The sequence below is a fragment of the Micromonospora sp. LOL_023 genome (assembly GCF_048060115.1).
Lineage (GTDB): Bacteria > Actinomycetota > Actinomycetes > Mycobacteriales > Micromonosporaceae > Micromonospora_E.
Genome location: NZ_JBHMIM010000064.1, coordinates 19,085 through 32,536, shown reverse-complemented (window position 1 = coordinate 32,536; position 13,452 = coordinate 19,085). Strand labels below are relative to the sequence as shown.

Here is a 13,452-nt window from a genome sequence, read left to right as displayed (position 1 = left end):
GTCGGCGGGCGACCTACCCACCATTTTCACGCCTGCGCGGCGTCCTCCCCAAGGGGACCGGGTGACTTGCACGAGACCTGACACGGTCCAGAGGTGTGCAGGCATGTCCTCGGCGAGCCGGACCACCACCCGAACGGCTCGCCGAGCCCACGCTGCCGATCTTTTTGGAGACCTTCAGAGGCCAGGTAACGGGCAGGCATCCGTGAACCACGGCGGGCCGTTCGAGATTCATTAGGTAACGGGGCGCGCTGTGGGCACCGGACAGGCCCCCCGCGAAGGCCCAACAGCCCGCACCTCGTGAGGCTATGTGACACCGAAGGTCAGCGGCATTCACAAGCATTGCTTGAAATGCCGCTGGCCTGCGGTTTCGGGTGGAGCCGAGGGGACTCGAACCCCTGACCCCCACACTGCCAGTGTGGTGCGCTACCAGCTGCGCCACGGCCCCCGGTCGGCCCGGATCGCCCCGGGCACCCGCGCAATGTTACACATGCCCGCGCGTCGGGGCATCAGGCGGGGTCAGTTCATCGTGACTTCCGACGGGAAGTGCGCCACCGCCGACATCATCCCGCCCTGGCGGCGCAGCACCATCGGCCACAGATCCTCCGGGCGGGTCATGAACGGGTCGTCCGGCAGGCCGTCCAGCACGAACCACGAGCCGGCGTTGATCTCCTCTTCCAGCTGCCCGGCGGACCAGCCCGAGTAGCCGGCGAAGACCCGGATGCCGGAGACGGACTCGGCCAGCGGACCAGGGTCGGTGGACAGGTCCACCGTCCCGAGCGGCCCGGCGATCCGGTGGAAGCCCTTGACCCGGCCGGTCTGGGTGCGGGTGCGGGCCAGACAGATCGCCGACTCCGGCTGCACCGGACCGCCTTCGAACAGCACCGACGGATCCCGGGCCAGACCGGCCCAGCCGCCGAGCACCTCGGCGACCGGCACCTCGGTGGCCCGGTTCAGCACCACGCCGAGCGCGCCGCCGGCCTCGTGGGCGACGAGCAGGACCACCGTACGGTCGAAGTTGGGATCCTTGAGGGTGGGAGTCGCGACCAGCAGTTGGCCGGTCATCGACGCCATCGACCGTCCCCCGATCCGCTGACTCTCACCGTGCACCTCGACCTCCCGTACGCACGCGCAGCGTGCCGCCACGTCCCTCCGTACGCACGAGTGGCGGGCCACCGCGACCGTCCGTCCGGGCAGCGGGTGTGCGGCTGTGCCGCGCCGTTCGGCAAGCCCGCGTGTCCGGGGGGTCGGTGGCCACCACAGGTGCAGTGAATGCCATGCCTGGCACCATAGCTTGCTCGGTAGCGCCCGGTTAAGGTCTAACGGCGCGGGCGTGGCATCGGTGTTTCCGGTCACCCTGCCCGATCTTGGGAGGAGCCGGATGCAGGCGCAGGCGGAGCTGGCGGTCATCGGCGGTTCGGGGCTGTACGCGTTGCTGGACGACGCGACGGAGCACCGGGTCGACACTCCGTACGGCGAGCCGTCGGATGCGATCACGATCGCCGACGTCGGCGGTCGCCGGGTGGCGTTCCTGCCCCGGCACGGGCGGGACCACCGGCACCCGCCGCATCTGATCCCGTACCGGGCGAACCTGTGGGCGCTGCGGTCGATCGGGGTACGGCAGGTGCTGGCACCGTGTGCGGTCGGTGGGCTACGGCCGGAGCTGGGTCCGGGCACGTTCGTGGTGCCGGACCAGCTGATCGACCGCACCAGTGGCCGGGCGCAGACCTACTACGACCGTGGCGCGGTGCATGTCAGCTTCGCCGATCCGTACTGTCCCACCGGCCGTTCGGTGCTGTTGCGGGTCGGCACCGAGCAGGGTCTGGCCCCGCACGACGGCGGCGCGGTCGTCGTGGTCGAAGGGCCACGGTTCTCCACCCGTGCGGAGTCGCGCTGGTTCACCGCGATCGGCGGTGCCGTGGTGAACATGACCGGCCACCCGGAGGCGGTCCTGGCCCGCGAGCTGGCGCTCTGCTACACCTCGATCGCGTTGGTGACCGATCTGGATGCCGGGGTTGCCAGCGGGCACGCGGTCACCCAGGAAGAGGTGTTCCGGGTGTTCGGTGCGAACACCGCCCGGCTGCGTGACCTGCTGCTCACCGCGTTGACTCAGTGGCCGGTGGATCGAGGCTGCCCCTGCCCGCAGTCACTCGACGGGATCCCGCTGCCGTTCCAACTGCCATGACTGGGCCAGCACGACGGTGGCCGCGGTGATCCCGGCGACGTCGAGGCACCGCTGAATCCGGTTGGCGGTAGTGGCGTCACCAGCCAGGATCACTGCTTCTCCGCTGGCCAGCTGCCAGGGGCCGGTCGGCGGCCGCTGGCCGGGCAGGCCCCGGCTCGGCAGCTCAGACAGGGTCGCGGTGTCGTCGCCCAGATCCTGACCCGGGCCGTACGGCTGAGGCATGACTCAGCCGACCGGGACGAGGCGCAGCGGCTGGCCGGTGACCGCGTCGAGCACCGTGCGGTCGCCGATCGGCTCGTCCAGGGTCACGGTGACCGGGTGGAGCAGCAGTTGGTCGGTGCAGGCCTCACCGGTGCGGACCACGCTGCCGGAGACGACGACGGCATCGGCGTACTCCTGGACGAACGGGGTGATGTCGCTGTCGCAGGCACCGACTCCGAGGCGGTAACCGAGGTCGACGTCGTCTGCGCTGATGAGGTCCTGCACGACGACGAAGTCGGTGAGATCCGTCGCCTGGCCGACGTCCGGGCTGGGTGTCGCAATGTTGACTGAATCGGCGACGGCCACCCGGGCGACCGGAGTGTCGAGCTCGCTGGTCTCGAACAGCCAGGCGGGCACCTGCGCGGTGCCACGGCTGGTCAGCAGGTCGACGGAGCCGAGGGTGACCGCAGTGACGGTCAGCACCTGGCAGCCGGCGAGCTGGCCGGAGCCGACGCTGTCGTCCGGCCCGTCGCTGGCCGCACCGGTCGGGCTGGTGGCGGTCGGATCGGGGCCGGGCCGGGCCGGTGTGGACTGGTCGGGCGGGCACTGCGGCGGGTCGCCCTGGCGGATCGTGGCGTACGCGTCGGCCGCGCTGATCAGTGGCACGGCGAGGGTCCCGTCCGGGAAACTGACGGTGCCGTCGGCGGGTGCCCCGGTCGGCAGCTCCAGCTGGGTCTCGTACCAGCCGGCGCGGAAGGCCTGCTCGGTGTCCGGGGTGAAGCCCGGGTCGCCCGGCAGCACCGTGGGACTCTGCAGCGGGGCGTAGCCGGCCAGCCACGCCGGCCGGCCGGCGGCCGACCGCCAGGCGTCGGCGACCTCGTCGGCACGTTGCTGGAAGGCCGCCCAGCGATCGGCTGAACCGCCGGGTCCGCCGGGAGCGGAGCCGTCGGTCCGCGCGCAGGCGGCGATCAGGATTAGCGGTACGCCCAGCAGGGCGGTGAAACGGCGCATGTCGGGTCAGACGCACCAAGCAGGTCGGTGGTTCCCGGGCCGGTTGATTCAGTGGCTACAGATAGTGAAGCCGGCCCTCCGCCTGGTGGCGAAGGGCCGGCCGTCGTCCGTGGAGGTGCCGGGAATCGAACCCGGGTCCTTCGGCGTCTTGCCAGGGCTTCTCCGAGCGCAGCTCGCTGTGCCTCTACTCGACCCCATCGATCACACGAGCGAGTCGATGTGACGGGCCCAGTCGCGTTTGATCTCGCCGCACGAACCCCGCGACCGGGTTCGCTTGGCCAGCCCTCTTACTGATGCCGGTTATTGGGCCGAAGGCACTCCCAGACCGACAGACTCAGCTACTCGCCTCAGGCGGCGAGAGCGAAGTCAGCGCGCTTAGTGTTGGCGCTTATTGGTTTCCGACGACCGATTCTCGAGACGACGTCGGCTTCCTCGGCTCGCTTCCCCTGCCGCAACGTACGAAGTCGAAACCAGTCACCCCCTGGTGTGGCCACGGCCGGTGTGGCTGCGGTCCTGTCTATACTAACGCCTCGGCGCACCGTCTTCATCCCGGTTCCGCGGCGGCCCCGTCAGTTCCCGTCGCGGGCGACCGGTCAGAAGCCGACGCAGTGCCGCCCGTTGACCGTGCAACCGGTCGGGTTGACCTGCGATGGGCGGTTCTTCTCGGCCTGGAACCCGAAACTGATGGTGCCCTGCGGGCTGATCGGGCCACCGGAGAAGGTGAGGCTGGATCCGGTCACCGACGGCGTGGCGCTCCAGAAACCGGTGACGGTGGTCACTACGTTGTCGGGGAACGTGAGCCGTACATCGAATGTCCGGACACGCCCGGAAAACATGGGAAACGTCGACGTTTGCCGCGAAACCATGGTCCAGGTGCTGCTCGACACGTACCGGGCGGTGATCCCCGCCGACGGCGGTGCGGGCGGGGTGGGCGGCGTGGGCGGACTATCCGGGGTACGGGCCGGCGGGCCCGTCCACCGCGGGACCGTCACCCGTCGACATCTCAGTCCATCCCCTTGCCACGGCGGCCCACGACCCGCTGGATCTCGCGGTCGGCGTCCCGCTTGGCGAGGTCCTGTCGCTTGTCGTAGGACTTCTTGCCCCGGGCCAGGGCCAACTCCACCTTGGCCCAGCCGTCGGCGAAGTACACCGACAGCGGCACCAGGGTCAGGCCGCCCTCGCGCAGTTTGCCGAGCAGCCGGTCGATCTCGGTGCGATGCAGCAGCAACTTGCGGGTCCGCCGGGGTTCGTGGTTGGTCCAGGTGCCCTGGAGGTACTCGGGAATGTGCATTCCGTACAGGTAGATCTCGCCCTGGCGCTCCTGCGCGAAGGCGTCCACGAGCGATGCCCGCCCGGACCGCAACGACTTGACCTCGGTGCCGGTGAGCGCCATGCCGGCCTCGTACACGTCGGTGATGGTGTAGTCGTGCCGGGCCTTGCGATTCGAGGCGACGACCTTGCGCCCCTTCTCCCGCGGCATTCCCTGACCCCTCCCACCCCTGTCGGGTGCGACCGTCGTACGTGGCCACCCCGAGTTGCCGGACCCGCCCGGCGACCGCGCAATCCTACCGCGAACGGATGCGCCCGCCGGCACCGCTTTTCGGTGCCGGCGGGCGCGGTGACACCGCTGCCGAGGGCCTCAGACCCGCAGGTAGAAGCGCAGTGTGACCCACGCGGTGACCGCGCTGACCAGGGCACCGACGCCGGCCATCAGCGGGAACATCAGCAGTACGCTGCTCCACTCGATCGGGGTCAGCAACTCGGTGAGGTCGCGCAGCGATCCGTCGAGCAGCAGCATCTTGCCCAGTACGAGCGCGCCGAAGCCGAGGATCGAGCCGAACAGCCCGGCGACGACCGCCTCCAGCACGAACGGTGCCTGGATGAACCAGTTGGAGGCACCGACCAGCTTCATGACCGCGACCTCGCGTCGCTTGCTGTACGCGGCGACCTGGATGGTGTTGCCGACCAGCATCAACGCCGCGACCGCCATGATCGAGGCGGCGATCAGCGCCATGCTCTGCACCGAGCTCAGGATGCTGAAGATCTTGTCGAGCAGTCTGCGCTGGTCGACGATCTCGTCGATGCCCTCGGTGCCGCTGTACTTGTCGAAGATCGCCTGGTACTCCTCCGGATCCACCAGCTTGATCCGGAACGACTCCGGCAGCTGGTCCGGCTTGACCACGTTGACCAGGTCCGGGGCGTCCTGGTAGAGGGTCTGGAAGCGGTTGTAGGCCTCCTCCCGCGACTCGTAGGTCACCGTGGTGATCAGCGGGTCGGAGTCCAACGAGCTCTGCAGGCCGGTGCGCTGCTCCTCCGAGACGTCGGAGGCGAGGAAGATCGAGACCTCGATCTGGTCGTAGTAGAAGTCCTTCATCGAGTTGACCTGCAGGTACATCAGGCCACTCGCTCCCAGCATGGTGAGCGACACCGCCATCGTGATGATCATGGCGATGGTCATGGTCACGTTGCGCCACAGTCCGACCATCACCTCGGACAGGACGTATTTCGCGCGCATCGGGTTCCTCTTCCGGATCTGCCGCAGAATGGTCGTTACTGGTCACCACATGCTGGCCTGCTGGGTCACCACGTACATGCCGCCGACGGGGTCGGCGACCAGGCGCCGTCAGCCGTAGACGCCGCGCGCCTGGTCTCGGACGATCCGGCCGGCCTCGATCTCGATGACCCGGCGTCGCATCTGGTTCACGATGTTGGAGTCGTGGGTGACCATGACGACGGTCGTACCAGTGCGGTTGATCCGGTCCAGCAGTCGCATGATCTCGATCGAGGTGTCCGGGTCCAGGTTTCCGGTCGGCTCGTCGGCGAGCAGGATCAGCGGTCGGTTCACGAACGCCCGGGCGACCGCGACCCGCTGCTGCTCACCGCCGGAGAGCTCATGTGGGTAGCGGTGCTCCTTGCCGCCGAGACCGACCAGCTCCAGCACCTCGGGAACGACCCGCCGGGCGACCGCCTTCGTCTTGCCGATCACCTCGAGGGCGAAGGCGACGTTCTCGTACGCGGTGCGGTTGGGTAGCAGCCGGAAGTCCTGGAAGACACAGCCGATGGAGCGCCGAAAGTTGGGGATCTTCCAAGAGCGCATGGTCGTGACGTCCTTGCTGTTCACGACGATTTTGCCCTTGTTCGGGCTCACCTCGTGCAGCAACAGTTTGATGATCGTGGACTTGCCGGAACCGGACGGACCGATGAAGAAGACGAACTCGCCCTTCTCGATCGCGACCGACACGTTGTCCAGCGAGGGCCGGGACGCCTTCGGGTACGTCTTCGTCACTTGCTCGAGCGCAATCACGGGTGGTGAGTCTACGCGGTGTAACCGCTACGCCAAGTCCGGCCTGATGGCCAATGTCTCCTATGTCGGTTATGCGCGAGGTTTCGTACCAGCCGTTCGCCAGGTAGACCAAGAAATCAACCGTCCGGACCGGCGGGACACCACCCGAAATGATGGCCCCAGTCACACGCTGTACAAAAACTGTGAACACGAAGAGTGATCGCTCCAGCACTATCGGCGCGATCGGGGTGCTCAGTGGGCGTCTTCGGCAAGCTCCTGCTCCTTGCGCCAACGGATACCGGCCTCGATGAAGGCATCGAGGTCGCCGTCGAACACCGAGGTCGGGTTGCCCGTCTCCTGCTCGGTACGCAGATCCTTGACCATCTGGTACGGGTGCAGCACGTACGAGCGCATCTGGTCGCCCCAGGAGCCGGCGGCGTCCGTCTTCAGCCCGGCCATCTTCGCCTGCTCCTCCTGCCGTTTGCGCTCCAGCAGCCGGGCCTGCAGCACGCGCAGCGCGGCGGCCTTGTTCTGCAGCTGGGACTTCTCGTTCTGGCAGGTGACGACGATGCCGGTCGGGACGTGGGTGAGCCGGACCGCCGAGTCGGTCGTGTTGACGCTCTGCCCACCCGGGCCCGACGAGCGGTAGACGTCCACCCGGATCTCGTTCTCCGGGATGTCGATGTGGTCTGTCTGTTCCACCACCGGCAGCACCTCGACGCCAGCGAAGCTGGTCTGCCGCCGCCCCTGGTTGTCGAACGGACTGATCCGCACCAAACGGTGCGTTCCGGACTCGACGCTGAGGGTCCCGTACGCGTACGGCGCCTTGACCGTGAAGGTGGCCGACTTGAGACCGGCCTCCTCCGCGTACGACGTCTCGTACACCTCCGTCGGGTAGCCGTGCCGCTCCGCCCAACGCAGGTACATCCTCAGCAGCATCTCGGCGAAGTCGGCGGCGTCGACACCGCCGGCCCCCGCCCGGATCGCCACCAACGCCTCCCGGGAGTCGTACTCCCCGGAGAGCAGCGTGCGGACCTCCAGTTCCTCTATCGCCTTGTGTAGTCCGGCCAGCTCGACGCCGACTTCGGCGACCGTCGCGGCGTCGGCCTCCGCCTGTGCCATCTCCAGCATCAGGCCCGCGTCGTCCAACCGGGTACGCAGCGACTCCAGCTTGCCGATCTCCGCGTTGGCGTACGACAGCCGGGAGGTGACCTCCTGTGCCCGCGCCTGGTCGTTCCAGAGGTCGGGGGCGGAGGCGGCCTCCTCCAGCTCGGCCCGGTCGCGGCGCAGTCGAGCAATGTCGATGACCGCCTCGATCCGGCGAAGCGTGGCGTCAAGATCTTTAAGCTGGTCGGCATAGTCGGCACTGGTCACAACCGACAAGAGTACGTCGTGACCACCGTCGACCGCTGCCGGCGGGTCGACCCGCCACCCTGGCGGGTCTGCCCCACCGCCGCTGGCGGGGTCGGTCAGCTCACCGGAGCGGTCTTCAGCCAGGAGAGCGCCGCCTTGTGGTAGGAGACGGCGAACTCGAGCGCGGCGGCCCCGAAGGTGTCACCGTTCTTCTTCGCCTCGCGTGCCTGCTCACGGGCCGCGGCCAGCGCCTCGGTGTGGTGCTCGCTCGCGTCCGCGTAGACCGTCTTCAGTTGCTCCGCCGTGTGGTGCGCGCCGAATGCGACCCGGAGCGCGATCGGATTACGTACCGAATCGCGACCCGGCGCGTCGGCCAGCCACTTGAGAAACGCCCGCTTGCCGGCCGCGGTGATCGCGTACGGCTGGCTGGACCGGGGCCCGGGTTTGCCGAGCCGGACCAGACCCTGCTCAGCCAGCACCGGCAATTCCCGGTACACCTGGCTACGGGTCATGGACCAGTAGGCACCGAGCTGACGCTCGGCCGCGGCCATGAGTTGCCCACCTGTCATGGGTCCTTCGTGGAGCAGGCCAAGGAGGGCTGCTGCCGTTGGATTGATACGAACATCCGCCATGCCCTCTACGCTGCCACTTTGTCGCCTCTACGTCCAGGATTTGGCGCGATCCGCGACCAAACGTGTTCTAATGTGCACTGTCTGTGGACGACGGTCCGGTAGGGAAGATCAATATTTACCATCAGGGAGTAAAACGGACAAAGGATATCGTACACGCCGCTACCCACTGGCGTTGTGCGGCTATTGATGAAGTTTGAAGCATGAAGTCTGCTTCTTCTGACTAGTTCGGAGTGTCCGATCCGGCCGGCTCGAGCACCGGCCACTGTGGCACCGGATCGCCGATCCCAATGCCCAGCTCAGCACCCGGATCACCCGGAAAGGTGGGCCAGGCTCCCGAATCGGACGACGCCGGTGACCCGACGGACGCGCCGGACCCAGCCGATCCGCTCGAACCTACCTGGCCGCTCGAACCTACCTGACCTGCGGAGCCTACCGGTTCCCGCGCACCCGGGCCGGGCCCCGCCGCCGCGCCGGGCCCCGCCGCCGCGCCGGGCCCCGCCGCCGCGTCAGGTCGTGTCGCCGCGTCCGGCGACTCCGGACTCGCGCCCGGCTGCGCCTGTGCGGCCCGGCCCGGCGGCAGCCCCGAATCGCCCGTCGCGGTGACCGCCGGCACCAGGTCCGCCCCCGGTCGCCCGCTCACCGAGGGTTGCTGACCGGCGGCCACTGTGAGCCCGATCACCATGGCCAGCAACATGACCCCGCCGCCAGCCGCACCACCGACCCGCAGCAGCCGCCGCTGCTGTGGCACGGGCACCCCGGGATACCCCTGCGGCCCAGCCGGCAGTGGAGCCCGCCCGCCCGCCGCGGCCGGCACCGCAGCCGCCGTTCCACCGGCCGTCGACCCTGGTCCCCCGACCCCTGCGTCGCCGGTCACGGTGGACTGCGCCCCGCCGCGCGGCCACCAGGTGACCGCGTCAGCGGGTAGCACCGGCAACGCGGGCCGGCCGTCGAGTGTCGGTTCCAGACCGCGCAGCCGCGCCGCGAGCAGACCGGCGGCCGGCCGCCCGGCCGCCTCCGCCGCCAGGCACTGCTCGATCACCGGCCAGACCGCCGGTGGCAGCCCTGGCGGCGGTACGGGCGCGCACCGACGGTGCCGGGCGAGCACCTCGTCGGCGGGGCCACCCCGGTATGGGCTACGTCCACACAGCAACTCGAACAGCACGATTCCGAGGGCGTACACGTCTGCGGCGGCGCTCGCCGGCTCGCCGGCGACGATCTCCGGGGCGACGTACTCCGGTGTCCCCTGCGTCGATCCGTCCGCCGGGGCGACCGCGCCGATCCGCGCCCCGCCGATCCGCGCCCCGCCGATCCGCGCCGCGCCGAAGTCGATCAGCCGGACCCGGCCGCCGTCCGCCGGCACCAGCAGGTTCGCCGGCTTCACATCACCGTGCACGATGTCCCGTTCGTGCAGGTACGCCAACGCGGTGGCGAGCTGAGCGGCGATGTCGACGGCGACGGCTGGCGGCAGTGGTCCGTCCCTGCGTACCCGGCGACGCAGGTCGTCGCCGTCGATCAGGTCCAGCACCAACGCCGGCCGGTCCCCGTCGACGACCCGGTCGCGCAGTCCGATCACATTGGGATGCTCCAGCCGGGACAACAGCCTGGCCTCGGTGAGCAGACCCTCCACCAGATCCGGTTGCCCGGCCGACTCCGGCCGGAGCAACTTCACCGCCACCGGTACGTCCTCGCGCAGGTCGTGCGCACGGTGCACCGTCCCGATCGCCCCGCTGGCTATCCAGGCGCCCAGCCGGTACCGCCCGCCCAACGGCTGCCACGTCGCATCCTGCCCATGCACACCACAGACGGTAGGCGGCGCCGCGCCGCGCCGCCGTCAGTCAGCCGACGCTTGGCACGAACCCGGGAGCGACCGACGTCACCCCGCCGGCTCCCAACACCGGGATCGGCGCCCCTCAGCCCGGGGTCGGCGCCTCCGTCGGCGTCGGGTCGGGGTCGGCGCCTCCGTCGGCGTCGGGTCGGGCCGGCAAGGTCCGGCCGAAGCAGATCAGCGCGGTGAACGCACCGACGAACAACACGACCAGCGCCGAGTTGATCCGCCCGGCGTTCGCCATGGTCTGGAACGTGTCGTCGCTCGCGCTGAACGAACGGGCCAGGCCGAGCAGCTGGGCACCGCCGACGCGGGTGATCACCTCAGCGATCAGCAGCAGGGCACCCGGGCCCGCGCCCGCGACCAGGTAGGCGGGCCACGGCGGCACCTGGCCGGCCCGGCGGTGGGCGCGGTACAGGTAGCCGAACGCGACCAGCCCGGCGACGACCCCGGCCAGCAGGGCGGTCGCCCAGATCAGGCGGGACTGCGCGGCGAGCACCGACGCGGGGGTGTCGCCGGCTCCGAGCAGCTCCAGCAACGGCCCCTTAACCAGCTCACGTCCGCTGGTCAGCACGGCTACGCCCAGCGCGGCAGCGGCCGCAGCCGCCGTCAGCAGACCGGCCCGGCGGTGCAGGCCGGCCAGGGTGCCGCCGACCGTGGCACCGGCGAACAACGCCCAGCCGAGAATCGTGACCGCCGACCCGCCGCGTCCGTCGCCGAGCACCATTGCCGCGGCGGCGCCGGCTCCGACGGCAGCTCCGCTGCCCGCCGCGGCGACGAACCTGAGCACCGGTGCCGGCCCGAGCCGGCGGTCCGCCAGCCGCCGCACGGCCTGGGCCACTCCGGCCCCGGCGACCAGCGCCGCGAAGATCACCGCAGGCAACCCGTACGCGGTCTCGGTCACGGTGAGCACACCGTCCGTCGCGACACCCAGGATGACCAGCACGGACAGGATCAGCAGGCCGAGCCAACCGAGCGTCGACGCGGCGAGCACGAGCGTCGCGACGACCGAGCCAGCCGGACGAGGCCCGTCCGGCGCGGAGCTCTCGGGCCCGGACACGGCCGGCCCCGGGTCGTCCGGGTCCGGGCCGCCGGGCACCAGGTCCTCAACTGCCGGTGGTACGACGGCAGCCGGTGCGGGCTGGCTGGTCATCGCTGTTCGCGCTCCTGCTCTCGACGGGCTGTCCCCAGTGCCGACCAGGGTACGCGGATCGGCGTACCGGCCCACCGGCCGTGCGACGATGAGGCCGGATCCCGCCGTCGTGGCCGCCCCACCGGGTGCCCCGGCGGGTCTTCCCCGACGTAGTCGAGATCACGCCAGGAGCCTGAGATGGACGCCGTTTCCGCCACCCCCGACCCCCGCAACGAGCCGATCCGCGACCACGCCCCCGGCAGCGCCGAACGGGCCAGTCTGAGCCGGCGGCTCGGTGAGCTCGCCGGGACCCGGATCGAACTGACGATGACCATCGGCGGCCGGCAACGGATGGCCGCCGGCGCGCCGATCGACGTGGTCATGCCGCACCGGCACCGGCATGTGCTCGGTGTCACCGGCAACGCCGAGCCGGCCGACGCCGAGGCGGCGGTCGCGGCGGCCAAGCAGGCCGCGCCGGGCTGGCGCGCCCTGCCGTACGCCGAACGGGCCGCGGTGTTCCTGCGCGCCGCCGACCTGCTCGCCGGCCCGTGGCGGGACACGCTGAACGCGGCCACCATGCTGGGTCAGTCGAAGACCGCCTACCAGGCGGAGATCGACTCGGCCTGCGAGTTGATCGACTTCCTACGGTTCAACGTGCACTTCGGCCAGCAGGTGCTGGCCGAGCAGCCGGTGTCGGCTCCGGGGGTGTGGAACCGGTTCGACCACCGCCCGTTGGAAGGGTTCGTCTACGCGATCACCCCGTTCAACTTCACAGCGATCGCCGGGAACCTGCCGACCGCGCCGGCGCTGATGGGCAACACGGTGGTCTGGAAGCCGTCGCCGACCCAGCAGTTCGCCGCGCACTTCACGATGCGGCTGTTCGAGGCCGCCGGGCTGCCGCCCGGCGTGATCAACATGGTCACCGGAGACGGGCTGGCCGTGTCCGAGGTGGCGCTGGCCGACCGGGACCTGGCCGGTATCCACTTCACCGGCTCCACCCGGGTGTTCCAACAGCTTTGGCGTACCGTCGGGAACAACATCGACCGGTATCGCTGCTACCCGAGGCTGGTCGGGGAGACCGGCGGCAAGGACTTCGTGGTGGCACACCCGAGCGCCGACCCGGACGCGCTGCACACCGCGCTGGTTCGCGGGGCGTACGAGTACCAGGGGCAGAAGTGTTCGGCGGCGTCGCGCGCGTACCTGCCGAAGTCGCTCTGGACCGCCGGGCTGCGGGACCGGCTGGTCGCCACCGTCGAGTCGCTGACCTACGGCGACGTGGCCGACTTCACCAACTTCGGCGGGGCGGTGATCGACGAGCGGGCGTTCGCCCGGCACGCCGCCGTGCTGGACAAGGTCCGCGACGATCCGTCCTGCCAGGTGCTGGCCGGTGGCACCGTCGACGACAGCACCGGCTGGTTCGTCCGACCCACCTTGCTGACCTGCACCGACCCCGGACACGAGGTCTTCACCACCGAGTACTTCGGTCCGATCCTGGCGGTGTCGGTCTACGACGACGAACAGTTCTGGGCGGTCGTGGAGCAGGCCGAGGCGATCGCGCCGTACGCGTTGACCGGGGCGGTCTTCGCCACCGACCGCCGGGTGATCGAGCGGGCGGGCAAGGTCCTGCGGTACGCGGCCGGCAACTTCTACGTCAACGACAAACCGACCGGGGCGGTGGTCGGGCAGCAGCCGTTCGGCGGTGCCCGGGCCAGTGGCACCAACGACAAGGCCGGGTCCCGACACAATCTGCTGCGCTGGACGTCGCCGCGCACCATCAAGGAGACGTTCGTGCCGCCGGTGGACCACCGGTACCCGCACATGGGCTGACCCGGC

The 13,452-nt window shown here is 70.0% G+C and carries 13 protein-coding genes, 1 tRNA gene and 1 other RNA gene; 2 read left to right on the top strand and 13 right to left on the bottom strand.

Features of this window, described 5'->3' with window-relative positions:
* Window positions 1-372 precede the first annotated feature (372 nt).
* Window positions 373-445: transfer RNA gene (locus ACFHVL_RS26405), tRNA-Ala, on the bottom strand.
* 71 nt (window positions 446-516) lie between these two features.
* Entirely contained in the window at window positions 517-1,071 is a 555-nt protein-coding gene (locus ACFHVL_RS26400) for a YqgE/AlgH family protein (protein ID WP_416631137.1), read from the bottom strand.
* Between the two features lie 307 nt (window positions 1,072-1,378).
* On the opposite strand from ACFHVL_RS26400, the gene ACFHVL_RS26395 reads away from it, so the two are divergent.
* On the top strand, window positions 1,379-2,182 hold the full coding sequence (locus ACFHVL_RS26395; RefSeq protein WP_416631134.1) for an S-methyl-5'-thioadenosine phosphorylase: 804 nt from the start codon (window positions 1,379-1,381) through the stop codon (window positions 2,180-2,182).
* Here the strand turns inward: ACFHVL_RS26395 and ACFHVL_RS26390 are convergent.
* The 11 genes from ACFHVL_RS26390 to ACFHVL_RS26340 form a co-directional block, all read right to left on the bottom strand.
* The gene (locus ACFHVL_RS26390) at window positions 2,144-2,404 is read right to left on the bottom strand and encodes a hypothetical protein (protein WP_416631133.1); all 261 of its coding nucleotides are present in this window, start codon (window positions 2,402-2,404) and stop codon (window positions 2,144-2,146) included. The two genes, ACFHVL_RS26395 and ACFHVL_RS26390, sit on opposite strands and share 39 nt — an antisense overlap.
* A 3-nt stretch (window positions 2,405-2,407) precedes the next feature.
* Window positions 2,408-3,394 carry a hypothetical protein gene (locus ACFHVL_RS26385; protein WP_416631132.1) on the bottom strand — a complete coding sequence of 329 codons (987 nt, stop codon included), beginning with the start codon at window positions 3,392-3,394 and terminating at the stop codon, window positions 2,408-2,410.
* A 107-nt stretch (window positions 3,395-3,501) separates the two neighbouring features.
* Window positions 3,502-3,876: a transfer-messenger RNA gene (ssrA, locus tag ACFHVL_RS26380) on the bottom strand.
* 111 nt (window positions 3,877-3,987) lie between these two features.
* Window positions 3,988-4,230 carry a cellulose binding domain-containing protein gene (locus ACFHVL_RS26375; protein ID WP_416631131.1) on the bottom strand — a complete coding sequence of 81 codons (243 nt, stop codon included), beginning with the start codon at window positions 4,228-4,230 and terminating at the stop codon, window positions 3,988-3,990.
* 167 nt (window positions 4,231-4,397) lie between these two features.
* Window positions 4,398-4,874 carry an SsrA-binding protein SmpB gene (gene smpB / locus ACFHVL_RS26370; RefSeq protein WP_326551601.1) on the bottom strand — a complete coding sequence of 159 codons (477 nt, stop codon included), beginning with the start codon at window positions 4,872-4,874 and terminating at the stop codon, window positions 4,398-4,400.
* A 159-nt stretch (window positions 4,875-5,033) separates the two neighbouring features.
* Complete coding sequence (gene ftsX / locus ACFHVL_RS26365) at window positions 5,034-5,909, bottom strand: permease-like cell division protein FtsX (protein ID WP_416631130.1); 876 nt, start codon at window positions 5,907-5,909, stop codon at window positions 5,034-5,036.
* A 108-nt stretch (window positions 5,910-6,017) separates the two neighbouring features.
* Window positions 6,018-6,698, bottom strand: a complete 681-nt coding sequence (ftsE, locus tag ACFHVL_RS26360; RefSeq protein ID WP_416631129.1) for a cell division ATP-binding protein FtsE — start codon at window positions 6,696-6,698, stop codon at window positions 6,018-6,020.
* Between the two features lie 231 nt (window positions 6,699-6,929).
* A complete protein-coding gene (gene prfB, locus ACFHVL_RS26355; RefSeq protein ID WP_416631128.1) occupies window positions 6,930-8,051 on the bottom strand; it encodes a peptide chain release factor 2 in 1,122 nt (373 codons plus the stop codon).
* A gap of 95 nt (window positions 8,052-8,146) precedes the next feature.
* Entirely contained in the window at window positions 8,147-8,662 is a 516-nt protein-coding gene (locus ACFHVL_RS26350) for a PadR family transcriptional regulator (protein ID WP_416631127.1), read from the bottom strand.
* Window positions 8,663-8,882: 220 nt separating this feature from the next.
* Window positions 8,883-10,457, bottom strand: a complete 1,575-nt coding sequence (locus ACFHVL_RS26345) for a serine/threonine-protein kinase (protein ID WP_416631126.1) — start codon at window positions 10,455-10,457, stop codon at window positions 8,883-8,885.
* 115 nt (window positions 10,458-10,572) lie between these two features.
* A complete protein-coding gene (locus tag ACFHVL_RS26340; RefSeq protein WP_416631125.1) occupies window positions 10,573-11,640 on the bottom strand; it encodes a hypothetical protein in 1,068 nt (355 codons plus the stop codon).
* 177 nt (window positions 11,641-11,817) lie between these two features.
* Between ACFHVL_RS26340 and pruA the strand changes: the two genes are divergently transcribed.
* On the top strand, window positions 11,818-13,446 hold the full coding sequence (pruA, locus tag ACFHVL_RS26335) for an L-glutamate gamma-semialdehyde dehydrogenase (RefSeq protein WP_416631124.1): 1,629 nt from the start codon (window positions 11,818-11,820) through the stop codon (window positions 13,444-13,446).
* Window positions 13,447-13,452: the final 6 nt, after the last annotated feature.

Coding starts and splice junctions, on each gene's coding strand:
- ACFHVL_RS26350 (WP_416631127.1), bottom strand. CDS start 8,662: ATGGCGGATGTTCGTATCAATCCAACGGCAGCAGCCCTCCTTGGCCTG.
- ACFHVL_RS26385 (WP_416631132.1), bottom strand. CDS start 3,394: ATGCGCCGTTTCACCGCCCTGCTGGGCGTACCGCTAATCCTGATCGCC.
- ACFHVL_RS26390 (WP_416631133.1), bottom strand. CDS start 2,404: ATGCCTCAGCCGTACGGCCCGGGTCAGGATCTGGGCGACGACACCGCG.
- ACFHVL_RS26340 (WP_416631125.1), bottom strand. CDS start 11,640: ATGACCAGCCAGCCCGCACCGGCTGCCGTCGTACCACCGGCAGTTGAG.
- ACFHVL_RS26395 (WP_416631134.1), top strand. CDS start 1,379: ATGCAGGCGCAGGCGGAGCTGGCGGTCATCGGCGGTTCGGGGCTGTAC.
- ACFHVL_RS26400 (WP_416631137.1), bottom strand. CDS start 1,071: ATGGCGTCGATGACCGGCCAACTGCTGGTCGCGACTCCCACCCTCAAG.
- smpB (WP_326551601.1), bottom strand. CDS start 4,874: ATGCCGCGGGAGAAGGGGCGCAAGGTCGTCGCCTCGAATCGCAAGGCC.
- ACFHVL_RS26375 (WP_416631131.1), bottom strand. CDS start 4,230: ATGTTTTCCGGGCGTGTCCGGACATTCGATGTACGGCTCACGTTCCCC.
- ftsX (WP_416631130.1), bottom strand. CDS start 5,909: ATGCGCGCGAAATACGTCCTGTCCGAGGTGATGGTCGGACTGTGGCGC.
- pruA (WP_416631124.1), top strand. CDS start 11,818: ATGGACGCCGTTTCCGCCACCCCCGACCCCCGCAACGAGCCGATCCGC.